The organism is Paractinoplanes brasiliensis, assembly GCF_004362215.1.
Classification (GTDB): domain Bacteria; phylum Actinomycetota; class Actinomycetes; order Mycobacteriales; family Micromonosporaceae; genus Actinoplanes; species Actinoplanes brasiliensis.
The window spans coordinates 4,388,815-4,414,470 of record NZ_SNWR01000001.1; the positions used below are offsets into that span (position 1 = coordinate 4,388,815).

The window sequence follows — 25,656 nt, forward strand, 5'->3', positions numbered from 1 at the left end:
TCAGAACCCCAGGTAGGCGTGCCGGAGCTCGTCGTCGTCGACGAGCGTCGCGGCGTCGTGGCGGGTGACGATGCGGCCCAGCGAGAGCACAATCCCCTGGTCGGCGATCGAGAGCGCGCTGCGCACGTTCTGCTCGACCAGCAGCACGGCCAGGCCCGTACGGTCGCGCAGGTCCCGCAGCAACGCCATGATCTGGGCGGTGACCAGGGGCGCGAGACCCAGCGAGGGCTCGTCGAGCAGCAGCAGCCGGGGCTGGGCGACCAGGGCCCGGCCGATCGCGAGCATCTGACGTTCGCCGCCGGAAAGCTGATGCCCCTCGTTGCGGCGGCGCTCGGCCAGGCGCGGGAACAGCTCGTAGATCGGGTCCAGTGACGGCTGCGGCTTGCGCCAGAGACCGCCGAGCCGCAGATTTTCCTCCACGGTCAGCTCGGTGACCACGCCCCGGCCCTCGGGGACGTGGGCGATGCCCAGCCGGACCATCCGCTCGACCTTCTGCCGGCGCAGATCGTGGCCGTCGAAGCGGACGCTGCCCTTCTCGACCGGGATCAGCCCGGACAGCGCGCGGAGCAGGGTCGACTTGCTGGCGCCGTTCGCCCCCAGGACGGCCACTATCTGTCCAGGCTCGACGGTGAGGCTGACGTCGTGGAGCACAGGCGCGGCGCCGTAGCCCGCGGTGAGGCCCTCGACCTCGAGCAGGTTCGTCACGTTCATGCGGCGGCTCCCGGGTCAGTGGTGGTCGCGTTCATGCGGCGGCTCCCGGGTCTTTGGTGGTCGCGTTCATGCGGCGGCTCCCGGGTCTTTGGTGGTCGCGTTCATGCGGCTGCCCCCAGGTACGCCTCGGCGACTTTGTCGTTGGAGCGGATCTCGGCCGGGGCGCCGAGCGCGATCGGCTTGCCGAAGTCGAGCACCAGGATTTCGTCGCAGACCGACATGACCAGTTCCATGTGGTGCTCGACCAGCAGGACGGTGCACTCGGATTCGCGGATCAGGTCGGCCAGCCAGCGGATCTCGTCGGTGTCGAGGCCACCGGCGGGCTCGTCGAGCATCAGGATGCGCGGCCGGGCGGCGAGGGCGCGGGCCAATTCGACGCGCTTGCGTTTCGCGTACGGGAGGGTCTTGGGGAACTGGCGGGCGTGCTCGGCGATGCCGCACCGTTCGAGCGCGGCCCAGGCGTCGTTCTCGCTGCGCGGGCCGACCTGCACGTTGTCGAGAACGGTCATGCCGTCGAACTGGCCGACACCCTGCAGCGTGCGGGCAAGGCCGTGCCGGATGAGCTGATGGGGGCGGGCTCGGAACGGCTTGCCGTCGAGGGTCATGGCCCCGGACTGCGGCGTGACGAACCCGCTGACGACGTTGAACAGGGTCGTCTTGCCGGCGCCGTTCGGCCCGATGATGCCGACCACTCGCCCCGGCGGGACACGCAGCGAGACGTCATCGAGGGCCAGCAGCCCGCCGAACCGAACGGTGATGTGGTGGAGGGAAAGACCTGACTCAGCGGAATCCGTTGACATGGTCACCTCGGCTCGGGGCGGCGGAGTGGCCTGACGAACGGCCACTCAGCAAGGCCGTCCTCTGTAGAGCGTGAAGGTCAACTATTTACACTGGCAGTGTAACTTTCTCGCCGCGCACGTCAACCGCTTGTTTCCAAGTTGTTTCCATGCGTTTCAGCACATGGCGCGCCTGGCCGATCGGCTTGCCCGCCGAACAGCGCGCTCTCGCCGCCGCGCCCTCTCGTCGCCGCGACCTCTCTCAAACCCGGCTCGCGGCCAGGCTGACGTGGCCGCAGGGCACATCGGCCCCGCTCGGCCGTGCAGCCCTGCCTCACGGATTCGCCGGCATCCCTGTCGCCGGCACCCCTGTCGCCGGCGCCCCCTACCGCCGGCGCCCCCTATCGCGGGCAGTCCGGACGCGTGTGTCAGCGCGCTGCTCTCTGCAAAGCCAGTCGGTGAGTGGTGATGGCCTCCCCGGGGATCAGGCGACGTCGACCGGGCGGAACTGGACGCTGATGCGCGGGCCGACGGCCTTGGCGGTCTTGAGGATGGCGTGCTCCCAGGTGCGCTGACAGGAGCCGCCCATGACGATCAGGTCGCCGTGGCCCAGGGGGAAGCGGAGCGTCTCGTGATTGCCGGCTCGGGGCCGCAACGAGAGATTGCGCGGCGAGCCAAGCGAGACGATGGCGACCATCGTGTCGTGGCGGGCCGAGCGGCCGATCGTGTCGCCGTGCCAGGCGACGCTGTCGCGGCCGTCGCGATAGAGGCACATGCCCGCGGTGACGAACTCTTCGCCGAGCTCGTCGGCGTAATACGAGTTGAGCGTCTGTTTGGCCGCCACGAGCGCCTGATGCGGCAACTCCTCGTCGCCGCCGTACCACCGCAGCAGGCGTGGCACGTCGACGACGTTGTCATACATCTGCCGGCGATCGACCCGCCAGTCGATGCCCAGCAGCGTCTCGAACACCGCGTCGGACCCGTGCAGCCACCCCGGCAGCACGTCGACCCAGGCGCCCGCGGTGAGCTGATGCCGGGTGACGCGACCGGCCAGCTCGCCGACGCCGGAGACGGGATCGCCCCAGGCGTCGCCGGGCAGGTCGAACATCGACGGCTGATAGGTGCTGGTCATGCGGCCATGTTAGTACGACTGTTCGAAGATCCCTCAGTTGTCCACAGGCCGAAGTTGTGCCCGTTTCCCGCCGAGCGGGGTCTCGCGATTACTCAATCGAGTCACAGGGAGGTGGAGGGGGCGCTGACGGACGACGGTTCCGGCTCGGGGGACGGGGGTGCTGGGGGCTTGGGCCGCAGGACCGCGACGGCCACGATTGCTGCGGCAAGGCCGCCGAGGACGCCGATCAGGGATGTCGAGGCTATGGCGGAGACGAAGGATTCCTGGGCGACCCGGGCCAGGGCCGCGTCCCCGGTGGTGGCGGCGATGCGGAGGGCGTCGCCGATGGAGTCACGGGCCTGGGTGGCCGCGTCGGTGGGCATGGCGGCCCGGTAGGTGGCGGTCAGGACGCTGCCCAGCACGGCCACGCTCAGCGCCGTGCCGACCTGCTGCACGGTGTCGTTGACGGCGGAGCCGACGCCGACCCGCTCGGGGGGCAGCGCGGCCATCAGGGTGCCGTAAGCCGCGGGGCCCGCCGTGCCGCTGCCCATGCCCATGACGACCAGGGCGATCGCCAGCTTGCCGTATCCGTCGCCGGGGGTGAGCGTGGTGAGGATCCCGAATCCGGCGGCCATGAGCAGCAGCCCGGCAGCCAGGGCCGTACGGGTGCCCAGTTTCTTGTCCATGACGACGCCGACGCCGTTGAAGACCATGGCGGTGACGATCATCGGGATGAACGCCGTGCCGGCTTTCAGGGGTTCATAGCCGAGGACGAACTGCAGGTACTGCGTCAGGGCGAGCAGCACGCCGCCGGCCGAGAACGAGAGCAGGACGATCGAGAGGCTGGCGCCGGCGAAGTTGCGGTCGCGGAACAGTCGCAGCGGCAGCATGGGTTCGGCGACCCGGCGCTCCCACAGCGCGAACGCGATCAGGCCGGCCGCCGCGACGACGAAGCCGCCGAGTGTGGAGGCGGAGGTCCAGCCGTGCTGCGCTGTCGAGATCACAGCCCAGACCAGGGCGCCCATGCCGATCGTGGAGAGCAGCGCGCCGAGCAGGTCGGGGCGGCCGGCGGTGCCGCGTGACTCGGGGATCACGACCAGCGCGGCCACGATGCCGAGCGCGGCGATCGGCACGTTGAGCAGGAAGATCGAGCCCCACCAGAAGTGCTCGAGCAGCAACCCGCCGAGGCTGGGACCACCGAGTGCGCCCAGCATCAACACCGAGCTCCAGATGGCGATGGCCTTCTTGCGCTCGTCCTCGGCGAAGACTGTGGTGAGGATCGACAGCGTGCCGGGCATCAGGAACGCCGCGCCGACACCCATCAGACCCCGTACGGCGATGAGTTGTGCCGGGGTTTGGCACACCGTGGCCAGCACTGAGGCGCCGCCGAACACGACCAGGCCGATGACCAGGCCCCGGCGGCGGCCGTGCCGGTCGGACAGGCTGCCCGCGGTGAGCAGCAGGCCGGCGAAGACCAGGATGTACGCGTCGATGATCCACTGGATCTGGGCGGTGCTCGCGCCGAGGTCGCGGATCAGCGACGGGATCGCGATGTTGAGCACCATGTTGTCGACGACGACGACCAGCAGGCTCAGGCAGAGCACGCCCAGGATCAGCCAGCGCCGTGGATTGCGCTCGGTCATGAAACACCTTCCCTCGTACGGTGTGCGAGCGACTCGAACACCGTACCAGCCCGCTCGAACACTGTACTAGCCAGCTCGAACAGCGTACGAGGGCCGATAGAATGGCCTGGTGCCGAACCAAAGCCAGGACTCCTTCACCAGCTCGGTGTGGCTGAAGCCGCCGCGCCAGCAGAGCGGGCAGCCGTCGCTGAGCCGTGAGCAGATCGTCCGTGCGGCGATGGAGATCCTCGACGAGGAAGGGCTGGACGGGCTCAGCATGCGCCGGCTCGGCACCAAGCTGGACGCGGGCGCGACCTCGCTCTACTGGCACGTCGCCCACAAGGACGAATTGCTCGAACTGGTCGTTGACGAGGTGCTGGGCGAGGTCTACGTTCCCGAGCCGGGCGACACCAGCTGGCGGACAGCGGCGTCGGTCGTCGCCCACGGCATGCGTTCGGCGCTGCTGCGGCACCCCTGGGTGCTCGGCCTGCTCGGCCGGCATCCAACCCTGGGACCCAACGCGATGCGCCTGGGCGAGCGGCTGGTGGCGCTGTTCGCCGCGGCCGGCTTCACCAACATCGAGCTGTCACACGCGACGGCCCTGCTGAACTCGCACGCGATCGGCTCGGCCACCTCGGAAGCGGCGATCAAGTCGGCGCTCACGCGCACCGGCATGACGTACGCGGAAGTCGCCGAGGACATCGAGCCTCATCTCGAACGGCTCGCGCCCGACAACCCCGAGTACACAAAGTGGCGGCAGCAGGTGGCCCCGCTCAACCGTGACCCCGAGAAACTGCTCGCGGACACGTACGCCTTCGGCCTGGAACGCATTCTCGACGGTCTGGAGGCGTGGCTGGAACAGCACCGCCCGGGCCACGCGGGTGACCCGGGCGAGCGCTGAGACGTCAGTCCTGCGGCGACGGCTTGTGGTAGTTGATCTGGTCGGTCGGCAGCGGGAACTCCTGGTCGCCGAACGGGGACGGCCCGCCCTGCACGGGCAGCGTGACCTCGGAGACGTCCATCTTGCCGTCCTCCCGTACGGGGGGAGGTTCGGCCAGACGGGCACTGGAGAACGGCGTGGCGTCGCCCGCGCCCGTGACCCCGGTCGACACGCTGGGCGCCATCGACCCGGATTCCAGCTGGTCGCGCCGGAAGATCTTGCGACCGAGCCAGACGAGCGGGTCGTAGCGGCGGTCGACCACGCGCTCCTTCATCGGGATGATCGCGTTGTCGGTAATCTTGATGTGCTCGGGGCAGACCTCGGTGCAGCACTTCGTGATGTTGCAGTAGCCCAGACCCTGATTGGCCTGGGCGTACTGCTTACGGTCGTCGCGCGCGTCGAGCGGGTGCATGTCGAGCTCGGCCGCGCGGATGAAGTACCGGGGGCCCGAGAAGGCCTCCTTGTTCTCCTCGTGGTCGCGTACGACGTGACATGTGTTCTGGCAGAGGAAGCACTCGATGCACTTGCGGAACTCCTGGCTCCGCTCGACGTCGACCTGCTGCATGCGGTACTGCCCCGGGGCCACCCCGGCCGGCGGCGCGAACGCCGGGGTCTCGCGGGCCTTCTCGTAGTTGAAGGACACGTCGGTGACCAGGTCACGGATCACCGGGAACGTGCGCAGCGGCGTGATCGTGACCGTCTCGTCCTCGGAGAAGGTGGACATCCGGGTCATGCAGCCCAGCCGCGGCTTGCCGTTGATCTCGACCGAGCACGAGCCGCACTTGCCGGCCTTGCAGTTCCACCGGCAGGCGAGGTCGGGCGTCTGGGTCGCCTGCAGCCGGTGGATGATGTCGAGGACCACCTCACCCTCGTTGACCTCGACGTCGTAGTCCTGGATGTCGCCGCCCGACTCGTCGCCCCGCCAGACGCGGAAGTGGCGCTTGGTGCCCATTACTTCGCCTCCGTCTTGCTCTGTGCGTCCGTCTGCGCGCCGGGGATCCGGTCGTCACCCTTCGGGCCCTCGATCGCGTCGAACTGGGACAGCTCGTCGTCGGTCAGATACTTCGAGAGCTCCGTACGCTCGAACAGCTGGATCAACTCGTCACGCATGCGCGGCAGCGGCTTGCGTTCGAGATGCACGTCGCCGTCGTCGCCGAGCGAGCAGACCAGGTTGACCAGCCGCCACTTCGGGTCCATCTGGGGGAAGTCCTCGCGGGTGTGGCCGCCGCGCGACTCCTCCCGTTCGAGCGCCGCCTTGGCTGTGCACTCCGAGACGATCAGCATGTTGCGCAGGTCGAGCGCGAGATGCCAGCCCGGGTTGTACCGCCGGCCGCCGCTCGCGCTGACCTGAGCCACGCGGACCTTGAGGTCCTGCAGCCGCTTCAGCGCGTCGGTCAGCTCACCCTCGCGCCGGATGATGCCGACCAGATCACCCATCACGGCTTGAAGATCCTGCTGCAACGCGTACGGGTTCTCACCGCTCGACCGCTGCAGGGGCGCCAGAGCCGTCGCGACCGCGGCCTCGACGTCCGGCGTGCTGACCTTGGGGCGTTTGACAAGCGTTTCCGCGTACGCCGCGGCGTGCTCGCCGGCCCGCTTGCCGAACACCAGCAGGTCGGACAGCGAGTTGCCGCCTAGCCGGTTGGAGCCGTGCATGCCGCCGGAGACCTCGCCCGCGGCGAACAAGCCCTGAACGGTGCCCATGGCCGCCGTCGAGTCGGGCTCGACCTCGACCCCGCCCATCACGTAGTGGCAGGTGGGGCCGACCTCCATGGCCTCCTTGGTGATGTCGACGTCGGCCAGCTCCTTGAACTGGTGATACATCGACGGGAGGCGCTTGGTGATGGTCTCGGCCGGCATGCGGGTCGACACGTCGAGCAGGACCCCGCCCGCCTTCGTGCCCCGGCCCGCCTTGACCTCGGAGTTGATCGCGCGGGCGACCTCGTCACGCGGCAGCAGCTCGGGCGGGCGGCGGTTGTTGTCGGGGTCGGTGTACCAGCGGTCAGCCTCATCCTCGGTGTCCGCGTACTGCTTGCGGAACACGTCGGGGACGTAGTCGAACATGAAGCGCTTGCCCTCGCTGTTGCGCAGCACACCGCCGTCGCCCCGCACCGACTCGGTGACCAGGATGCCCTTGACGCTGGGCGGCCACACCATGCCGGTCGGGTGGAACTGCAGGAACTCCATGTTGATCAGCGTCGCGCCGGCCCGCAGCGCCAGGGCGTGGCCGTCGCCGGTGTACTCCCAGCTGTTCGACGTGACCTTGTAACTGCGGCCCACGCCGCCGGTCGCCAGGATCACCGCGGGCGCCTCGAGCAGCAGGAACTCGCCGCTCTCGCGGTAGTAGCCGAACGCGCCGGCCACCCGGTCGTCGTCGAGGAGCAGCTCGGTGATCGTGGTCTCGGAGAAGACCCGGATGCGCGACTCATAGTTGCCGGTCTCGGCGAAGTCCTCCTGCTGCAGCGAGACGATCTTCTGCTGCAGGGTGCGGATCAGCTCCAGACCCGTACGGTCGCCGACGTGCGCGAGCCGCGGGTATTCGTGCCCGCCGAAGTTGCGCTGCGAGATCTTGCCGTCCTTCGTACGGTCGAAGAGCGCGCCGTACGTCTCCAGCTCCCAGATGCGTTCCGGGGCCTCCTTGGCGTGCAACTCGGCCATGCGGAAGTTGTTGAGGAACTTGCCGCCACGCATGGTGTCGCGGAAGTGCACCATCCAGTTGTCGCGCGAGTTGACGTTGCCCATCGCGGCCGCGGCGCCGCCCTCGGCCATGACCGTGTGGGCCTTGCCGAACAGGGACTTCGAGATGATCGCCGTACGCTTGCCGGCCAGCCGGGCCTCGATCGCCGCGCGCAGACCGGCGCCGCCGGCCCCGATCACGACGACGTCGTACAGGTGTCGCTCAATGCGTGCAGTAGTCATTTTCTGTGTGCGCCCCTCAGCCGACGAACCGAAGATCGGAGAACCAGCCGGCCGACAGCGCCATGACGTAGAAGTCGGTCAGCGCCAGCGTGCCGAGAGTGATCCAGGCCAGTTGCATGTGGCGCACGTTCAGCTTCGACACGAAGGTCCACACCCGGTAACGCACGGGGTGCTTCGAGAAGTGCTTGAGGCGGCCGCCGGTGATGTGCCGGCACGAGTGACAGGACAACGTGTACGCCCACAGCATGATCACGTTGCCGAGCAGGATGATGTTGCCCAGCCCGAAGCCGAACCCACCGCCGGGGCTGCGGAACGCGATGATCGCGTCCCACGTGTTGATCACCGAGATGATCATCGCGGCGTAGAACGCGTACCGGTGGCCGTTCTGGAAGATCAGCGGGAAGCGGGTCTCGCCGGAGTAAGTCTTGTGGCCGTCGGGCACCGCGCAGGCCGGCGGGGAGAGCCAGAACGCCCGGTAGTACGCCTTGCGGTAGTAGTAGCACGTCAGCCGGAAGAGCAGCAGGAACGGCAGGGTGAACGCGGCCTCGGGGATCAGCCAGAAGCTGGGCAGCGGCGTGCCGAACAGGGCCGAACCCTCGACGCACCGGTCGGTGAGGCAGGGTGAGTAGAACGGCGTGAGGTAGTGGTACGCCTCGACGAAGTAATAGTTGTGCATGAATACGCGGACGGTCGCGTAGGTGACCCACGCCCCGAGCCCGATGAACGTGATCAGTGGCGCCAGCCACCACCTGTCGGTGCGCAACGTCTTGGCCGTGATCGCCGCGCGTGATCGTCGTGGACCGGTGGGCCCCACGCCCGGCCTCGTTGCCGTCGTCGTCATTCGATCTCCTGACGTGCCTGTCCGAGTGACCCGGCCGACGGGCGAGGGGGAGCCCGGCAGCCGCCATGCTTGCGTGATGTGGGGCACACGTTACGCCGAGGGTCGGACAGTTTGGCGCTCAGGGATGGGGTATGGATCACAAAATTCGACCCCGATCACATCGATAGGCCGACAACCACTAATGGATCTTGACTTCGCTGATCCGAAACGGACGCCCGGGCAGCACTCGGGCGCGCGCCGAGAAGGCGGCCTCTCGGGTGGGGCGCGATTCAGAGATCCGGGGAGGCGAGGCGGCGGATCGGGCCGGCACACGGAGTCGGGGACCATTCGATGAGGTCATCCGCGAGCGGGCCCCCGTCGTCGTTCTTCGGGCCGGCGTAAAACGCCGGGGTGCGTGACTTCGACTGGCGGTCGAGGGCGTCGGCGTACACGGCCCGCGCGTCGAGGAGTTGCCGCCAGGCGTCCTGGGCCCGGTCGTCGCGAACGTCGGGCAGATACAGGCGCACGGCGGAGTTCTCGTCGCGGACCGCCACGGCACGGCCGGCCGGGCCCGCGGTGGCGCCGGGCGGAGTCAGGCGGTTGAGCCGGCTTTCGAGATCGAGGCAGCTCTGATCCCGCAGGGCCCGGGATTCGCGGGCGTCACCGGCGCGGTCACGCACATCGCCGATCGTCGAGATGACCGACAGGCCGCCGACGCACAGCGCGACCACGATGACCGCCGCGCCGATCGAGATTCCCGCGACCCACCACCGGCGCCTGCGACGTTGCCGCTCGTCCGGGGCCCCCGACCCCTCACCGAAGCCGAACATGGCCCACCGCCCGCCCGGCCGCCCCGCACCTCCCGCCGCTCGCGCCGAGTCACTGGACCCGGGGGCGCCGCCCGCACCGGACCGGCCGGCGGCGGCCGCAGGGTCGACGCCTGAACCAGTTCCAGACCCGGAGGCAGTTCCAGACCCGGAAGCAGTTCCAGACCCGGAGGCAGTTCCAGGCCTGGAAGCAGTTCCGGCCCCGGAGGCAGTTCCGGCCCCGGAGGCAGTTCCAGACCCGGAGCCAGTTCCAAGCCTGGAAGCAGTTCCAGACCCGGAGCCAGTTCCAGGCCCGGAAGCAGTTCCAGGTCGGGAGCCGGTTCCGGACCCAGAATCCGTTCCCGTTCCAGCCCCGCCGAAGTTGGTGGCCGGGCCGACGCTGGAGTTGGGGTCGGCGGCGGGACCGGGGCCCGTGGCGGGCCCGGAGGCGGGAGCCGAGCCGGAAGCCCAGCCCCAACCCGATCCGGAGCCGGTGCCCGCTCTTGTTGCACCCGACCCGGCGTCGCCCGATTTGTCTGATGTGGAGCTGGCGGAGGGGTCCGGGGTGGCACGCGGGACGGGTCGGGTGGCGTCGTCGTCCCGGTCGGGGTCGCGCGGCGTGTCGCTCACCGGCCCAGTGAAACACGCCGGTCAATGCGGTGGGCAGGGCTCAGCCGGGCGGGCTGCCGGTCATCGGCCGCCGGCCGGGTTATGCGGCTGTGTGCTCGGCTGAGAAGGGCTTCAAAGCCGAGCGTTGCCTGCTCAGCGCCGGACCATTGCCGGTCAGGCGTTGCGTGCTCAGCGCCAGGACGGTCGGGCGTTGCCGGCTCGGCGCCGGACCATTACCGGTCGGGCGTTGCGTGCTCAGCGCCAGGACGGTCGGGCGTTGCCGGCTCGGCGCCGGACCATTGCCGGTCGGGCGTTGCCTGCTCAGCGCTGGAGTGGCGCCGGGCGGTGGGCGGGGCTCAGCCGGAGTGGTGCCGGGCGGTGGGCAGGGCTCAGCCGGAGGCGTTTCCGGTCAGGTTCCAGGACGCCAGGTGCAGGGCCGGGGCGGCGTAGCGGGTGCCGGACCAGCGATCGGGCAGCAGGATCGACTCGCTGCCGATGCCGAGCACCTGGCCGGGGCCGAGGGCCTGCGGGTACGACTGGGTGAAGCGCATGTTGCTCACCGCCGCGGTCACCTCGCCGTTTTCGACCAGCCACACGCCGTTGCGGGTCAGGCCGGTGATGACCAGCGTCTTCGGGTCGAGGACGCGGGTGTACCACAGGTCGGTGATCAGCAGGCCACGCCGCACGCCGGCCACCAGCGGGCGGGCGGACTCGGCGACGGGGTTCGACGGCTCGGCCGGGGGCAGGCCTGGCTCGGTCGCGGCGAGCGCGGCCTCCAGCCGTACGTGGGTGGGGTAGGGACCCCAGGTGCGCGAGGCAGGCGAGGCATGACCGGTGGAGGCGGCCCCGGCCTCGGCCGCCGACGAGCGGTCGTGGGCCACCGCCTTGGTCACGCCCTCGCGCACCAGCACCAGCGACTCGCGCGGGGTGCCCTCGTCGTCGAACGGCAGGCCCGGCGCGGGTTCGGCCCGGCTGCCCAGCGGCTCGTCGATCAGCGTGATCGACGGGTCGAACTGCTCGGCGCCGAGTTCGGCGAACGACTGCTTCTGCGTGTACGCCTTGCCGTTGAACCCGAACACCGAGAAGTTGTCGAGCAGGTCGGCCACCGCCTCGGGCTCCAGCACCACCTCGTAGTGGCCCGGGGGCAGCTCGACCGGGTCCTGCCCGGCCCGAGCCTTGGCCGCCGCGCGTGCCCCCAGCACCGACCCGTCGAGGTCGCCCAGCCGTCCACTGGCCAGCCGGGCCACGCCGTCGGAGCCGGCGACCCGCGCGATGCCGTCCATCGCGGCCTCGGCCGTGCGCCCCTCGACGGACTGCCCAGCGCTGTTGGCGAAGGCGGCCGAGCTGTAGGTCGTGCGGCAGTACCCGGCCGTCTCGAGGCCGCCGGCGGCGCGTACGAAGTCGCGGACCCGCTCGGCCCGCTCGGCCGGGGTGGCCCGCGCGGTCGCCTCGTCGAAGCCGAAGTCGAGCCCGGACCGCTCGCCCGAGCCGTGGTGACCCGCCGTCCGGTGCAGCGGGGTGGGTGGCGTCAGGCCGGGCCAGGTCGGGTCGGGCGGGCTCAGCCGCACCGCCGCGACCGTACGCTCGACGAGCCCGCGCAGGCCGCCCGCGTCGACGACCGTGGTCGCGCCCGACGCGGTGCGCCCGTCGAGGTGCAGCCGCAGCCGGACGTCGGTGACCGCGTCGGCCACGTTCTGGTGGATCATCGAGTTGGCGAAGCGGGTCAGCGCCTCGGCGTCGTGCTGCACCATGACCTCGGCCTCGGCGGCCGGCCCGGCCACCTGCCGCACCAGCTCGACGACCCGGGCCGCGAGCTCGAGCTCGGCCCCCTGACGGACGATCTCGATGCTCATCCGCGCACCCCCACCCGTACGTTGGTGAACCGGGCCGGGGCGGCCGGATGACCGGTGTGCCCCACCTGCCCGGGCTGGCCCTTGCCGCAGTTCGGCGTGCCCCAGGGAACGATCTCGGACGAGAGCATGTCCATCGACTGCCAGAACGTCGGGCCGATGCCGGTGTAGGTCGGATTGCGCAGCATGCGGCCGAGCTTGCCGTCCTTGATCTCGTAGCCGATCTCGCAGCCGAACTGGAAGTTGAGCCGCCGGTCGTCGATCGACCAGGAGCGGTTGATGTCCATGAACACGCCGTCGGCGGTGTTCGCGATGATCTCGTCGAGTGTGTGCGGGCCCGGTTCGAGGCCCACATTGGTCATGCGGACCATGGGCAGCCGCGCCCAGCCGTCGGAGCGCACGCTGCCCGCGTAGTCGAGACCGGCCACGGCGGCCGAATCGCGCCCGGCCAGCACGCCGACCCAGATGCCGTCGCGTACGGCGTCGCGTCTGGTGGCCGGGGTGCCCTCGTCGTCGTAGCCGAAGCTGCCGAGCGCGCCCGGGATGCTCGGGTCGATCGTGATGTTCATCAGCTCGGAGCCGTAGCGCAGTGAGCCCAGCTTCGCCAGGTCGAGCCAGCTCGTGCCGGCGAACGCGGCCTCCCACCCGAGGATGCGGTCGAGCTCGATGGCGTGGCCGACCGACTCGTGGATCTGCAGCGCGAGCTGTTCGCCGCCGAGCACCAGCGTGGTCTCGCCGGTGGGGCAGAGCGGGGCGCTGAGCAGAGCACGCGCTTCCTCAGCCATACGCGGGGCGTTGCCGACGAGGTCGAGGCGGTCGACCAGTTCCCAGCCACTGGTGCCGTACTGACCCCCGTACGAAGGCCAGGAGCGCCGCTGGATCTCGCCGTCGCCGAACACGCTGGCCCAGACACCGGCACCGCACTCGCGGGTGTGCTGGTCGATGCGGTGGCCCTCGCTGGAGACGAACCACTTGCGGGTGTCCCACACCTGGTAGACCGCCTCGGCGAGGTCGGCCCCGGCCTGCTTGGCGGCGGCGGTCGCCCCCACCAGCAGGTCGCCCTTGGTGGAGAGCGACACCTCGAGCGGGTCGGTCTCGCAGTCGTTGGCCCAGCCGGCCTCGATCGCGCCGCTGGGCACGAGGTCGACCGGTGGGCCGGGCACGGTGGCACTGGCCGCGGCGATCTGCGCGGCACGGCGGCCGGCGGCGCGTGCGGCCGAGTCGGACAGATCGGGCACGGCGTAGAAACCCCAGGAAGACCCCACCAGAGCGCGTACGCCCAGGCCGGCGCTCTCGCCCGAGCCGAGGTTCTCGATGTCGCCGTTGCGGGCGCTCATCGACTCCGCGCGGCGCACCATGACGCGGCAGTCGGCATAGCGTGCCCCCGACTCCAGAGCCGCCTGCACCGCAGCGGAAGCCTCATCGAAGTGACTCATGCGCCGACCCTATGGGACCGGTACGACATTTCCGAGCCGTGATCAGCGCCCGCGGAGGAAGGCCAGTTCCTCGTCCGCGGTGGCCGACGGACGCGAGGGCACGCCGATCAGCAGCAGGGCCGGGTGGGAGCCGGCGTCGCGCAAGGCGTGCTTTTCGTAGATGTCGGCCGAGTCGCGGTGGTCGCCCAGGTAACGCTCGGCCACGACCACGGGCTCGTCGTGCCAGTCGACGATCGGGTTGCGGGCCGCGCCCCGGTGGAAGACGTCCGGGCGGCGCAGGACGGCCATCGCGGCCAGCCAGCCGCCGGCGCCCCGCCCGCGGACCGCGACCGTCCCCAGGTCGAGGTCCGGGTGCTTGCCCTGCAACGCGAGCAGCGCGTCGACCTGATCCGCCAGAGACACGTCGACGAGGCGGCGGTGCACCACCTTCTCGAAGCTGGGCGCTACCCCGGGCGTGCCCCGGCCGTCGATGCTGACCACGGCGAACCCGGCGTCGGCCCACCACTGCCTCTCCTGCCACGCGGCGGGATCGTTGACCACCTGCTGATGACCGGGACCGTCGCCCAGCGTCACCAGCACCGGGATCTTGTTGCCGCCGACGAACGCGGTGGGATAGAGCACCGCGGCGGGCAGGCGGCGGTCGGTGACACGTTCGAGCGCGGGGGCGGGGGCGTACGGGAGCGGCGCGCTCAAGTCGCCCAGGGCGGCCACCCGGGTCTCGCCGCGCCACACCACGTCGTCCAGGACCAGCACGTCGCCACCGGTCACGGCGCGGTGCCAGCCCGGTGCTCCGGTCGCGTCGCGCGCCTCGGCCCCGCCGCTGCCCAGCGACGTGCGTACGCGGAAAACCGCCTGGGTCGCCGGGTCGCCGTCCGTGCCCTCGACGATCAGGTCCGGTGACGGGCTGCCCGGTCGCGGCGCTGTGCCCACCACCCGCCGCACGTAGAGGCCGGGCGGGGTGAGCAGGCTGCCGTCGGCGAACAGGCAGCGCGCGTCGAACCCGTCGTGCGCCAGTTCGCCGCCGACCAGCACCCGGCCGTCGGGCAGGTGCCGTGGCGTGCCGGGAACCGGTTCGACCCAGCGGGGGTCGGCCAGCTCGGCGTGCACCTGCGTCTCGCCCGTACGCGGGTCGACCGCGAGCACCAGCCCGTGCTGCTGCAGGCGGCGCAGCACGGTGATCAGGGGACCGCCGCCGTCCTCCCAGCGCACGCTGACCACGTGCGGATACGTCTCGCGGTCCCAGTGCACGTCGACCCAGCCGAAGTCCAGGTCGAGCAGGTGCAGGCTGGTCGTGGCGGCCGTACGCGCGGCCAGGATGCGCGTGCCGTCGGGAGCCCACCACCAGCCGCGATCTCGCCCGAGGCGGCGAGCCGTCTCGTCGGCGACACCCCAGCCGATCGTGCCGCCGTGCTCGCGCCACGCGTTGCCGGGCTCGCCGGCCAGCAGGCGGTCACCGTCCGGCCCCACCACCCGGAGCGACGGGGAGCCGCTGCCGTGGCTGACGTAACCGATGCTGACGCCGAGCGGATCGGGCCGCGGGTCCTCGGCCGTCTCGTCGGTCGCCACCTCGGTGACCGCGCCGCGAACCAGGTCGGCCCGGAACACGCGGCCCTCGCGGGCGAAGGCGGCCACACGGGCATCCCGGTCGGTCGCGTACGCGCTCACGGGTCCCGGCGCGACCAGGGATTCGGCCGCGGTCGCCACGTCGAGCACCCAGAGCGACGCGACCGGATCCTGGGGACCGCTGGACCGCAGGAACGCCACTCGCCGGCCGTCCGCTCCGACTGTCACCGCGTGCGGCGCGCCGTAGCGGAAGTGACCGGTGCGCTCCGCGAGTCCTGGGAAGTCCACCCGGACAGCATCGCTGATCAAGGGCCCCCTGTGCGTCCCGAACCGAGCACGGCATCCCCGGGCTTCGTGATGATCCCGCGTACAGTTGCGCGCGTGACTGACGCTCTGCCCGCGCGACGGCTGCTGCTGGTGCACGCCCACCCCGACGACGAGGTCACCGGCACCGGCGCCACCATGGCCCACTATGCCGCCTCCGGCGCCCACGTGACGCTCGTGACCTGCACGCTCGGCGAGGAAGGCGAGATCCACGTCCCCCAACTGGCGCAGCTCGAGGCGGCCCAGGCCGACCAGCTCGGCGGCTATCGGCTGGTCGAGCTGGGCCGCGCGTGCGCCGCTCTCGGCGTGACCGACCACCGGTTCCTCGGCGGCGCCGGGCGTTACCGCGACTCCGGCATGATGGGCCTGCCCACCAATGACCACCCCCGCGCGTTCTGGCGGGCCGACCTCGACGAGGCCGCGGCCCACCTGGTCGAGGTCATGCGCGAGGTCAAGCCCCAGGTGATGATCACGTACGACCCGAACGGGTTCTACGGGCATCCCGACCACATCCAGGCGCACCGGGTGGCCATGCGGGCGGCCGAGCTGGCCGGCGACGACGCCCCGCAGAAGATTTACTGGACGGCCATGCCGCTGAGCGTGCTGCGCGACGGCATGGACGCGTTCCGCGAGCTCTCCGACAACCCGTTCGCCGGTGTCGAAAAGGTGGAGGACCTGCCGTTCGGCCACCCCGACGACGAGATCGCGGCCCGCATCGACGGCACCGATTTCTATCAGCAGAAGACCGCGGCCATGAAGGCCCACGCCACCCAGATTCCCGACAACTCCTGGCTGTACGGTATCGCCGGGGACTTCGGCGGCGAGTTCATGGGCGTGGAGTACTTCACCATCGCCAAGGGCACGCGCGGCCCGGGTGAGGGCCCGCACGGCTGGGAGAGTGACCTGTTCAGCGGTCTCGAGCTCGAGCAGCAGGCGGCGGCCGACGCGGCCACCCGATGAGCACCGGTCACGAGACCGAAGTGAGCACGCCCCCGGAGCAAACGCCCGCTCCTGAGCCGAGGAAGCCGGCCGACTGGGAGCCGCTGATCCGGGCCGGCGGCGTCGTGGTCTCGATCCTGGCCGCCCTGATCAGCGGCTTTCTCGAGATCAACCTGAGCACGCTGCGGTCGGGTGACCTCGTGACGATCTGGCGGGGCGACGCGATCGGCTCCGGCGGCGGCCCGCTGCTCGGCCTGTCGATCCTGCTGGCCGGCGGGCTGAACTGGGCGATCGCCTGGTTCGCCGTCACCACCACCCGGCGCCGCTGGGCGCTGGCCCCGCCGTGGGCGCTGTGGACGCTGCTCATGCTGGGCGCGGCGGGAGTACGCACCGACGAGGGCGACTACCTGCTCGGCGGTGAGAACTGGGTGGCGCTGGTCATGATCCTGGTCGGGAGCCTCACGTACGCCATCTTCTCCTATCGATTGATCTTGAAGCGCAGCCTGCCGTAACCGGGTCCTCAGCAGATTCCCAGCCTTCGCACAGGACTCCTTGGCGCGTCATCCGCAAGGATGGCCACGAGGTCGAGCGCGAGAGGTTTCCCTGGCGCTACGATCCCGAGCCACGATTCGTCTGCGGCGGTACGGAGCAGGTCCGCCGGGAAGGTTCCGGGAGGGGCAATGAGGCAGCAGCGTTGGTTCCCGATCGCGGCGCTGGCGATCGGACTGTTCGCGATCAATGCGGTGGCCCGCCTGGTCACCCGGTTCGGCTTCGACAACAACGACGACGCCGCCGGCACGCGCGCCACGGTGATCATGTTCGCCCTGATCGGCGCCGTGCTCGCCGTCTACGCGTTCAGCGCCTCGCGCGGCCGGCCCCCGTCGCAGTGGCTCGTGCCCGACTGGGCGCTCGGCGTGGCCGGCGCGATGGTGCTGACCCTCCTGGTAGGACCGTTCATCAGTGGCAGCGGGCCGTTCTCGGGCGGCTCCGACCGCTTCTTCGCCCAGATCGCCCTGTACGCCGCGTTTGCCGGCGGGGGCACGCTGGTCGGCTACTGGATCTCGGTTGCGCTCGGCCTCGACTACCGCTCGCGCTCGCTCAAGGCCTTCACCGAGACCCGCATGGCCAAGCCGCGCCGGCCCGTCCGCCGCTGAGCTCCCCCTTTCAGGGCTGCGGGGCCTCGCGGGTCAGGTAGGTGTGGTGGGTGGTGAAGCCCACCCGCCCGTAAAGCGCGACAGCGCTCGTGTTGCGCTCCTCGACCTGCAGATAGACCCGTGCGCCGCCGCGCTGGGCGCCCCACTGGGCCAGCTCGCGCAACACGTGCTGGGCCAGGCCCTGCCGGCGGGCGTGCGGAGCGGTCTGCAGCAGCGACACGCCGAGCCATCGGCCGGGGCCGGTGACCGCGCCCCGGCCCACCGCCAGCAGGCCACCGCCGGCGTCGCGGACCTGGGCGAAGACGACATCGGCGGGGGCGGTCAGGATGCGGCGGGCGGCGGCCGGAAGCGTGCCCTTGTGCTCGGCCACCATGGCCAGCCAGTCGTCGGCGAGGCTGTCGGCGAGCTCGGCCGGGGGCAGGTCGGATCGGGCCGGCAACGCGGCGAGCAGCGAGGCCGGCGAGGCCGTCTGCACCAGCGTGAGCGGCCGGGCACTCCAGCCGCGGGCGTCCAGGGCGGCGTTGACCGGGGCCGCCAGCGGCATCGGCGCGTTGATCAGCGTGCGCTGGCCGTGTGCGGAATACCACTCCTGTACGGCGTCCACGGCCGCCTCGAGCGGGCGGTCGGGATCGCCCACGGCCAGGGCCGAATTCGCCCGGCCCGTCCAGTTCTCGGCCGCCCGCAGGATCCAGCTGCCCAGCCTGGCCTGTGTCGGGGCCGGCCACGCGTCGTTCGCGGCCAGTTCGAGGGCGATGACCTCGGCCGCGGGCGGGCGCCGGGCGGGCGGAACCCGTTTGGCGCGATGAACCTCACGCAGAGGGACGCGGACGGTGCCCTTGTCGGTGGCGATCGTAAGATCGGTCTCGGTGAGCCCGACCAGCTCACCCAGGGCATCCGAGTAGAGCGTCCGATTCTGGGAAACGCCTACAATTCGGCGTACCACCACCCGGTGTCCCACATCCTGCCGACGGAGCACGTGTCACCTCCTCCGGCGGTGATACTAGGCTCTGCAACTGTCGCCGGCGGTCCCCGCGGCGTGGCTTTGGAGGGAAAGACCCGTGACCTACATCATCGCCGAGCCGTGCGTCGATGTGCTCGACAAGGCGTGCATCGAGGAATGCCCGGTCGACTGCATCTACGAGGGCAACCGGATGCTCTACATCCACCCCGATGAGTGCGTCGACTGCGGGGCCTGTGAGCCGGTCTGCCCGGTCGAAGCGATCTTCTACGAGGACGACGTCCCCGACCAGTGGAAGGACTACACGACGGCGAACTACGAGTTCTTCGAGGACCTCGGTTCGCCCGGCGGCGCCGCCAAGGTCGGCAAGATCGACAAGGACACGCCGTTCGTCGCGTCGCAGCCCCCGAGGGGGGACGAGCACTGAGCTCGCTCTCCGCGGCCCTGCCGGACTTCCCGTGGGATCTGCTGGAACCGGCCAAGGCCCGTGCCGCCGCGCACCCCGACGGGATAGTCGACCTCTCGGTCGGCACTCCCGTCGACCCGGTGCCGCAGCTGATCCGGCGAGCCCTCGCGGACGCGTCCGACTCGCCGGGTTACCCGCTCACCGCGGGCACCCCGGCTCTGCGGGCGGCGATCACGCAGTGGCTCGCCCGCGAGTGCGGCGCCTCGGGCGCCCTGGGCGTGCTGCCCACGATCGGCTCCAAGGAACTGGTCGCCTGGCTGCCCACGCTGCTCGGCATCGGCCCCGGCGACACGGTGGTGATCCCGGCCATCGGCTACCCGACGTACGAGGTCGGCGTGCGCCTGGCCGGGGCCAAGGCGATCCGGTCGGACGCCCTGACGGCGGTCGGGCCCGATCCCTCCGTACGCCTGGTCTGGATCAACTCGCCGTCCAACCCGACCGGCAAGGTGCTCCCCGTCGAGCACCTGCGCAAGGTCGTCGCCTGGGCGCGCGAGCGTAACGTCGTGGTCGCCAGTGACGAGTGCTACCTGTCGCTGGGCTGGGAGACGAAACCGATCTCGGTGCTCGACGACGCGGTCACCGGCGGCGACTGCACCGGAGTGCTTGCCGTGCACTCGCTGTCCAAGCGGTCCAACCTGGCCGGCTATCGAGCGGGTTTCGTCGGGGGCGACCCGGCGCTGATCGGCGAGCTGCTCGCGGTCCGCAAACACGGCGGCATGATCGTGCCCGCCCCCGTGCAGGCCGCGATGATCGCCGCTCTGGGCGACGAGGAACACGTGGCCGCGCAACGCTCGGTCTACGCCGCGCGCCGGGAGCAGCTACGGGCGGCGCTCACGAAAGCGGGATTCGAGATCAGTCACTCCGAGGCCGGCCTCTATCTGTGGTCGACCCGGGGCGAGGACTCGTGGAAGACCGTCGACTGGCTCGCCGAGCGGGGCATCCTGGCTGCTCCGGGCGCCTTTTACGGCCCGGCGGCCGAACAGCACGTCCGGATCGCGCTGACCGCCACCGACGAGCGCGTGGCCGCGGCGGTGGCCCGGCTCACCTGAACCGTACGTGATCATGAGGTCGCGTACGGCTTTGCTCCGTAGACAGCGGTCGCTACTCTCGGTGCGTTGCGAGACGACGTAGCTACGGGGAGGCGGTCGTGAGTGACGGCATTCGCGTCGACACCGACGGTCTGAACAGGTTCTCCGACAAGGTTCAGGACGACACGTCCCGGACCCTCGAGCCGGGGTATTCCGAGGCGCGGGTGTCCTTCGGCGCCGGGGTGCGTTTCGGGGTGAACAATGCCAGCGGCAGCGTGCACGCTGCCAAGTCCCGGTACGCGGCAAGTGTGCAGGCCTCGACCGCGAACATCGAGGAGTACATGGCCGCGGCTCGCGTCCTCGCCGACGCGGCGGCCAAGGTGGCGGCGGCCCTCGAGGCCACGGACGCACGCGCCGCCGACCGCACCGACTGGATCAACGGCGCGCTGGCGGCGGCCGCGGCCGAGTCCCGGGCCCGGCGCGAGACGGCCGAGCGGCACGTCCCCCACGGCGGGCGGCAGGCGATATGAGCGACTCCGTGCTGACCAGCAGCTTCTGCACGAACTGGGGCGCCTTCAACACGCCCCGGCTGTGGTCGATGGTGATGAACGAGGAGGACGGGCTCGCCCGCGAACAGGTGCACGGCTGGCGCCGGCTGGCCGGGTCGATCCGCGGCCAGCACCAGGCCCTCGCCGCCGCCAAGGCCGACCTGATCGCCGCGTGGCCGCCCGAGGAGAACGCGTCGGCCGAGGCGTTCCTCAACGAGCTCGACCGGCTGATGGCCCGGCTCGAGGTGGCGTCGGCCGATGCCGACACGACGGCCAACGGGCTCGACAAGATCCTGAACGCGCTCGACACGGCCAAGAAGTCGATCGAGCCGCTGTGGGAGAAGTACAAGGACAAGAGCGACGACCTGGTGCCGCGCTGGTTCGACAGCGCCGAGGACGAGATCGACGAGCAGGCCCGCGCCGCCATGATCAAAATGGAGGGCGCGGTCGCGGACGCGGTGGCCGAGCTGCGGGTGCCGGATCCCTACAACTTCACCGTCGGTGAGGGCCCGCAGGAGTGGCCGCCGGGGTCGGGGAGCGGGCCGGGCAGCGGTTCGGGTTCGGGTTCGGGGCGTCTGGGCTCGGGCGGAGTCAGCCCGAGCGTGCCGCACGAACCGCCGCCGCCGTTGCCGGGCCAGAACCCGGTCGTGCCCGACGGCCCCTCCGGCCCGGGAGTGGGCGCCGTGGTTCGTCCGGGTGGGCCCGACCTGGCCGGTGTGATCAATCCGCCGTCCACGCTGCCGGCGCCGGTGGGCGGGCCGCTGGGGCCTGCGCCGGTCGGGACCCCTCCTCCGGTTGGTGGCGTTCCTCCCCTGCTGCCGGGCGTGCTGCCGGGTGGCGGCGGGGCCGGGCCGGGCGTGTTGCCGGGTGGGCGCGGTCCGGTGCCGGGCGCCGGGAGCGGGCGACCTCCGGTGAGCGGTGCCGGTCGTGGCCCTGGGGTGGGCCGGACACTGCCCTCCGGCGCGGTCATCGGTGGTCCCGGCACCGGAGCGATCGGTGGTCCGGGCGCGACGAGCGGGCGTGGAGTCGCCGGTCCGGGCGCTACCGGTGGTCGCGGCACAGCCGGTCCGGGCGCGACGGGTGGCCGCGGTGTCGGTTCTCGGCCCGGCCAAGGCGGCGTGCAGGGCGAGACCGGCCGGGCCGGTGGCGTGGGCCGTGGCGCCGGAGGGCCGCAGCTCGGCGGGGTCGGTGGAGCGGGTGGCGCGGCCGGCCGTGGGCTCGGCGGTGTGCGCGGCCCCGGCTCTCGGCGGGGCCGGTCCGCAGGACGCGACGGTGACGAGGCCGGTGGCATTCGCCCCGGTGCCGGTGACGTCGAGGCTTTCGGCACGGCTCCGGCAGGGACAGCGGGCCCGATCGGCGGCCCGCTGGGCGTTGGCGGCAGCCGTGCAGGCATGGGCGGTATCGGCGGCCCGTCCGGTTCGGGCGGTGGCCGTTCGGGGATCGGTGTGGGCGGTTCAGCGTCCGGCCGCTTCGGTGGAGTCGGCCGTGGTGCTGCCACGCCTGCGCCACGACCGGCCTGGCTGCCCGATGACCCGGTCGGTCCCGATCGGCACAACTTCGCGAGCGGCGCTCGGCCGGGGAGCGGCGGACGGTCCCGTTACGGCGACGAGCCGACAGGCTTCGACCCCGACAACCTCTGGCAGGTCGCCGAGGGCGTCAGTCCGGTGATCGGTCCCGGCCCCGACGACGCCCGGCACGACCCCGGCCCCGGCGTGATCGGCCGTCGCGGGTGACTCGGGTTCCCGTTCGTCGGCGGTCCGGCGCGCGGTGGCGGGCTGAAGCCGAGCGGAGTTCGCCCCGTAGCAGTGGCCCGTGCCCGCAAGAACGGTCCGCCGAGAAACCGGTGCCGGGCGGGTGGGCGGCCGGTCGGCTCACTGCGAGTGGGGCATGGCCCGCGGTGACGTCGGTCGCGCGGTGGCCGCGAGCCGGTCGGGTCGGGGCCGCGTTTGTGGTTTCGGTGCTTGTTGTGCTTTCGAATCCGGTGCCGGCCCGCGCGGACGTGTGGCGGGATCGGCAGTGGTACTTCCCGGAGATGCGGCTGGAGCAGGCTCAGCAGCTCGGCAAGGGCGGCGCCGGGGTGACGGTTGCCGTGATCGACACGGGGGTGGACACGCGGCATCGGGATCTGCGCGGGGCGACCGTGCCGGGCTGGGTGGTGACCCGTAACGAACCCTCCGACGATGTGGACACCGGGCCGCACGGCACCGGCATCGCCACGCTGATCGCCGGGCGGGGCCACGGTTCCGGGCGCGGCCTGCTCGGGGTGGCGCCGCGGAGCAAGGTCATGCCGATCCGGCCCGTCAACGACGACCTGCTGATCTCCAACGGGATCAAGTGGGCCGTCGAGCACGGCGCCAAGGTCGTCAACATGTCGTTCGACCTCGAGTCCGACCAGGTGCTCGCGGACGCGATCGCCGAGGCCTACGCCAACGACGTGGTGCTGGTCGCCTCGGCCGGCAACGGCGGGGGTGGCGTCGTCGAGCCGGCCGCCTTCCCGCATGTCATCGCCGTCGGATCGGTGGGACGCGACAACCGGATCGCGTCGTTCTCCAATCGTGGACCGGAGGTGGACCTGGTCACGTACGGGGTCTCGATCCCGGTCGCCCGCCCCGGCGGGAAGTACGCCGTCAGCAACGGCACCAGCCTCTCGTCGGCCCTGGTCGCGGGCGGGGTTGCGCTGATCCGGGCGCGGTATCCCGATATGCGCGCCGAGGAGGTCGTCGACCGTCTCCTGTCGACAGCTGTGGACCGCGGCGCCGGAGGGCGCGACGACCGGTACGGCGAGGGACAGATGGACCTGATCGCGGCGCTGACCGCCCCGCGGGCCGGGAAGTCCGCACCACCGTCGCCGGGACCCGCACGCAACACGGCCACGGCATCGTCCACCGACGACAGTGGTGTGCCGCCGTTGCTGATCGTGGGCGTCGGCGTGCTGGTGTTCGTGGCGGGGCTGGCGTTCTTCATGGTGGTCCGGACGCGCCGAAGGTGATCAGCCGGCGAACCGGCCGCAGCGAGGCGGCGGCTTGGCGGGTAGCGTTCGGGGCATGGCCGAGCAACCGATGATCGTGGTTCGTGGCGAGGCGTTCCGTGAGGTGCCGCCCGAGCAGGCCCTTCTCACCGTCACCCTGTCGGCGCGCGATCGTGAGCGGGAAGCCGTGGTGAGCCGTCTGCTCGAACGCTCCGGTGAGCTGCACGAGCTGCTGGCCGAGGCAGGCGACGCCATCGAGCGACGCGAGACCGGTGGCGTACGGGTGCTGCCCGAGCTCAAGCGCGGCAGCGAGCGCGTGGTGGCGTACACGGGAAGCATCGTCACCACGGTGACCCTGACCGACTTCGAGCCGCTCGGTCAGCTTTTGCTGCGGCTGGCCCGTCTGGAGCACGCGGCGGTGTCCGGGCCGTGGTGGCAGTTGCGGCAGGGCAGCCGGGCCGGGGCCGAGGTGCGTGCCGAGGCGATCACCGATGCGCTGGCGCGGGCCCGCGAGTACGCAGCGGCCGTCGGCGCCCGGGTCGATCGGCTGGTCGAGATCGCCGACGAGGGCGCGGGAGGCGGGCAGCCGATGATGCGGATGGCCGCGTTCGACGCCGGAGGGGCGGAGTCGGCGGGCTTCGACGTCGACCCGCAGCCGCAGACGGTGTCGGCCTCGGTGACGGTCCGGGTCACGATCACCGAGCCGGATCTGGCAGGGCGGTAAAACCCGGCGTTTCGGGCACGCAACGACCCAAGATCGGCAAGACTCGGCTGCATGCCGAAGGGCCGCAGAGACGTGCTGCTGCGGGTGGCGAACGTCAACCCGGCCAGCGTGACCACACACACCGACCGGGTGCTCTACTCGGCGATCGGCGTCTTCATCCTGCTCTACTTCGTGTACGCCACGGTCGGTGGCGCCGCGTTCATCGACGCGAGCTCGAACTATCAGCACCCGTGGTACCGCTGGCTGGTCGGCCCGATGGTGGCGGCGGGCGTGGTCGCGTACGACCGGGCGGTGGTCGGCCGGGTGGCGATCAGCTACGAGAACCTCGAGTCGACCGACCCCCGGCACTTCCTGAAGAAGCCCACCATCGGCCTGTACGCCGGGCGCCTCGGACTGGCCCTGCTGTTCGCCGTGCTGATCACCGAGCCGCTCATGCTCTCGCGCTACCAGGGCGAGATCGACGCGCGCCTCAACGAGGTGCACAACCAGCAGCTGAGCCGGATCGACCGTACGGGGGTGGTCGGAACCTATGCGGCCCGGATCGAGGCGCTCAAACGGGAGACCGCGGCTGACGACGCCGTCGTGAGTGGCCTGACCGACCGTGCCGCCCAGAAACGTCAGGACGCCCGCCGGCTCTATCAGCAGGCGGTCGCCGACTCGGCCGGGGACGGCGTGACCCGCGCGGCCGGTTGCCCCCGCGGTGGCTCGTGCGATCAGCTGGTCAAGCGGTCGCGGTCGCTCGACGACGAGGCCACCGCGCTCGACGTGCAGGCCGGGCGGCTGCTCGACACGCAGCGTACGGCCCGGCAGGCCCGCTCCGAGGAGCAGGTCGAGTTGACCCGCCGGATCGCCGAGCAGCGGGAGGCCAACGAGGTCGCGGTCAAGGCGGACGCGGGCTTCGGCGCCCGTACGGCGGCCATGTGGCACCTGATGACCAGCGACTTCTGGGGTGTCGGCGTCTTCTACCTCGGGATCACGCTGCTGCTGGTCGCGCTGGACTGCGCCGCCGTCGGGCTCAAGTTCGCCTCCCGCGGCAACGGCTACGAGCGGAACGAGGCCCGGGCCGCCCGCCGCCGTGAGCACGAGGCCACGCTGATCCACGAACGGGAGATCCAGGACGCCCGCACGTACGGCGAGGCGATGGCCCGCGTGGTGGCCGACGGCATCGAGGCGGCCACCCACGACGCCGACGTGATGCGTGACTCGGCCGAGCGGGCCAGCGCGGTGCTGCGGACGTCGGTGGTCGTCCCGCCCGAGATCCGCGAGCTGACCGCCCACGACGGCCGCCACCACCGGCCCGTGCACACCGAGTTCCGCAACGGCGCCGAGGAGGCCGGCCGTCACCGCCGCCCGCTGCGCGCGCTGCCGTCCGAGCCCGAATAGA

At 71.3% G+C, this 25,656-nt stretch carries 23 protein-coding genes; 11 read left to right on the plus strand and 12 right to left on the minus strand.

Features of this window, described 5'->3' with window-relative positions:
• The 4 genes from C8E87_RS19865 to C8E87_RS19880 all read right to left on the minus strand — a co-directional run bounded on the left by C8E87_RS19865 (window position 1) and on the right by C8E87_RS19880 (window position 4,241).
• Window positions 1-711 carry an ABC transporter ATP-binding protein gene (locus C8E87_RS19865; RefSeq protein ID WP_133874484.1) on the minus strand — a complete coding sequence of 237 codons (711 nt, stop codon included), beginning with the start codon at window positions 709-711 and terminating at the stop codon, window positions 1-3.
• 101 nt (window positions 712-812) lie between these two features.
• Window positions 813-1,511, minus strand: a complete 699-nt coding sequence (locus C8E87_RS19870; protein ID WP_133874485.1) for an ABC transporter ATP-binding protein — start codon at window positions 1,509-1,511, stop codon at window positions 813-815.
• Between the two features lie 460 nt (window positions 1,512-1,971).
• Complete coding sequence (locus C8E87_RS19875; protein WP_133874486.1) at window positions 1,972-2,619, minus strand: alpha-ketoglutarate-dependent dioxygenase AlkB; 648 nt, start codon at window positions 2,617-2,619, stop codon at window positions 1,972-1,974.
• A gap of 101 nt (window positions 2,620-2,720) precedes the next feature.
• Complete coding sequence (locus C8E87_RS19880) at window positions 2,721-4,241, minus strand: MFS transporter (RefSeq protein WP_133874487.1); 1,521 nt, start codon at window positions 4,239-4,241, stop codon at window positions 2,721-2,723.
• Between the two features lie 109 nt (window positions 4,242-4,350).
• Here C8E87_RS19880 and C8E87_RS19885 point away from each other — a divergent pair, with 109 nt between their 5' ends.
• Window positions 4,351-5,121, plus strand: coding sequence for a TetR/AcrR family transcriptional regulator C-terminal domain-containing protein (locus tag C8E87_RS19885; protein ID WP_203720416.1), 771 nt, complete (start codon window positions 4,351-4,353; stop codon window positions 5,119-5,121).
• A gap of 4 nt (window positions 5,122-5,125) precedes the next feature.
• Here C8E87_RS19885 and C8E87_RS19890 read toward each other — a convergent pair whose 3' ends face one another.
• The 7 genes from C8E87_RS19890 to C8E87_RS19920 form a co-directional block, all read right to left on the minus strand.
• On the minus strand, window positions 5,126-6,112 hold the full coding sequence (locus tag C8E87_RS19890) for a succinate dehydrogenase/fumarate reductase iron-sulfur subunit (RefSeq protein ID WP_133874488.1): 987 nt from the start codon (window positions 6,110-6,112) through the stop codon (window positions 5,126-5,128).
• Window positions 6,112-8,079 carry a fumarate reductase/succinate dehydrogenase flavoprotein subunit gene (locus tag C8E87_RS19895; RefSeq protein WP_239079821.1) on the minus strand — a complete coding sequence of 656 codons (1,968 nt, stop codon included), beginning with the start codon at window positions 8,077-8,079 and terminating at the stop codon, window positions 6,112-6,114. Before C8E87_RS19895 ends, C8E87_RS19890 begins: the two co-directional genes overlap by 1 nt.
• A 16-nt stretch (window positions 8,080-8,095) precedes the next feature.
• Window positions 8,096-8,920 carry a succinate dehydrogenase subunit SdhC gene (gene sdhC, locus C8E87_RS19900; protein ID WP_133874489.1) on the minus strand — a complete coding sequence of 275 codons (825 nt, stop codon included), beginning with the start codon at window positions 8,918-8,920 and terminating at the stop codon, window positions 8,096-8,098.
• 269 nt (window positions 8,921-9,189) lie between these two features.
• Window positions 9,190-9,729 (minus strand): hypothetical protein, encoded by a 540-nt coding sequence (locus C8E87_RS19905; protein ID WP_133874490.1) that lies wholly within the window; start codon window positions 9,727-9,729, stop codon window positions 9,190-9,192.
• Between the two features lie 974 nt (window positions 9,730-10,703).
• Window positions 10,704-12,167 carry a TldD/PmbA family protein gene (locus C8E87_RS19910; RefSeq protein ID WP_133874491.1) on the minus strand — a complete coding sequence of 488 codons (1,464 nt, stop codon included), beginning with the start codon at window positions 12,165-12,167 and terminating at the stop codon, window positions 10,704-10,706.
• Window positions 12,164-13,600: a TldD/PmbA family protein gene (locus C8E87_RS19915; protein WP_133874492.1), complete on the minus strand. Its 1,437-nt coding sequence runs from the start codon at window positions 13,598-13,600 to the stop codon at window positions 12,164-12,166. Before C8E87_RS19915 ends, C8E87_RS19910 begins: the two co-directional genes overlap by 4 nt.
• A 42-nt stretch (window positions 13,601-13,642) precedes the next feature.
• Complete coding sequence (locus C8E87_RS19920) at window positions 13,643-15,391, minus strand: prolyl oligopeptidase family serine peptidase (RefSeq protein WP_438866184.1); 1,749 nt, start codon at window positions 15,389-15,391, stop codon at window positions 13,643-13,645.
• Window positions 15,392-15,544: 153 nt separating this feature from the next.
• On the opposite strand from C8E87_RS19920, the gene mshB reads away from it, so the two are divergent.
• The 3 genes from mshB (at window position 15,545) to C8E87_RS19935 (ending at window position 17,580) form a co-directional block, all read left to right on the plus strand.
• Window positions 15,545-16,447 (plus strand): N-acetyl-1-D-myo-inositol-2-amino-2-deoxy-alpha-D-glucopyranoside deacetylase, encoded by a 903-nt coding sequence (gene mshB / locus C8E87_RS19925; protein ID WP_166661198.1) that lies wholly within the window; start codon window positions 15,545-15,547, stop codon window positions 16,445-16,447.
• A 20-nt stretch (window positions 16,448-16,467) separates the two neighbouring features.
• Entirely contained in the window at window positions 16,468-16,938 is a 471-nt protein-coding gene (locus tag C8E87_RS19930; RefSeq protein WP_239079822.1) for a hypothetical protein, read from the plus strand.
• A gap of 168 nt (window positions 16,939-17,106) precedes the next feature.
• Window positions 17,107-17,580 (plus strand): hypothetical protein, encoded by a 474-nt coding sequence (locus C8E87_RS19935; protein WP_133874495.1) that lies wholly within the window; start codon window positions 17,107-17,109, stop codon window positions 17,578-17,580.
• 10 nt (window positions 17,581-17,590) lie between these two features.
• Here the strand turns inward: C8E87_RS19935 and C8E87_RS19940 are convergent, their stop codons facing one another.
• A complete protein-coding gene (locus C8E87_RS19940) occupies window positions 17,591-18,556 on the minus strand; it encodes a GNAT family N-acetyltransferase (protein WP_133874496.1) in 966 nt (321 codons plus the stop codon).
• 82 nt (window positions 18,557-18,638) lie between these two features.
• Between C8E87_RS19940 and fdxA the strand changes: the two genes are divergently transcribed.
• The 7 genes from fdxA to C8E87_RS19975 all read left to right on the plus strand — a co-directional run bounded on the left by fdxA (window position 18,639) and on the right by C8E87_RS19975 (window position 25,655).
• Complete coding sequence (gene fdxA / locus C8E87_RS45610; protein ID WP_133874497.1) at window positions 18,639-18,965, plus strand: ferredoxin; 327 nt, start codon at window positions 18,639-18,641, stop codon at window positions 18,963-18,965.
• Entirely contained in the window at window positions 18,962-20,053 is a 1,092-nt protein-coding gene (gene dapC, locus C8E87_RS19950) for a succinyldiaminopimelate transaminase (RefSeq protein WP_239079823.1), read from the plus strand. The genes fdxA and dapC overlap by 4 nt, the downstream gene beginning before the upstream one ends.
• A 98-nt stretch (window positions 20,054-20,151) precedes the next feature.
• Window positions 20,152-20,562, plus strand: coding sequence for a hypothetical protein (locus C8E87_RS19955; protein WP_133874499.1), 411 nt, complete (start codon window positions 20,152-20,154; stop codon window positions 20,560-20,562).
• Complete coding sequence (locus tag C8E87_RS19960) at window positions 20,559-22,313, plus strand: coiled-coil domain-containing protein (protein WP_133874500.1); 1,755 nt, start codon at window positions 20,559-20,561, stop codon at window positions 22,311-22,313. Before C8E87_RS19955 ends, C8E87_RS19960 begins: the two co-directional genes overlap by 4 nt.
• A gap of 233 nt (window positions 22,314-22,546) precedes the next feature.
• Window positions 22,547-23,569, plus strand: a complete 1,023-nt coding sequence (locus tag C8E87_RS19965) for a S8 family serine peptidase (protein WP_133874501.1) — start codon at window positions 22,547-22,549, stop codon at window positions 23,567-23,569.
• Window positions 23,570-23,624: 55 nt separating this feature from the next.
• On the plus strand, window positions 23,625-24,272 hold the full coding sequence (locus C8E87_RS19970; RefSeq protein WP_133874502.1) for an SIMPL domain-containing protein: 648 nt from the start codon (window positions 23,625-23,627) through the stop codon (window positions 24,270-24,272).
• Between the two features lie 51 nt (window positions 24,273-24,323).
• A complete protein-coding gene (locus tag C8E87_RS19975; protein ID WP_133874503.1) occupies window positions 24,324-25,655 on the plus strand; it encodes a DUF4407 domain-containing protein in 1,332 nt (443 codons plus the stop codon).
• Window position 25,656 lies beyond the last annotated feature (1 nt).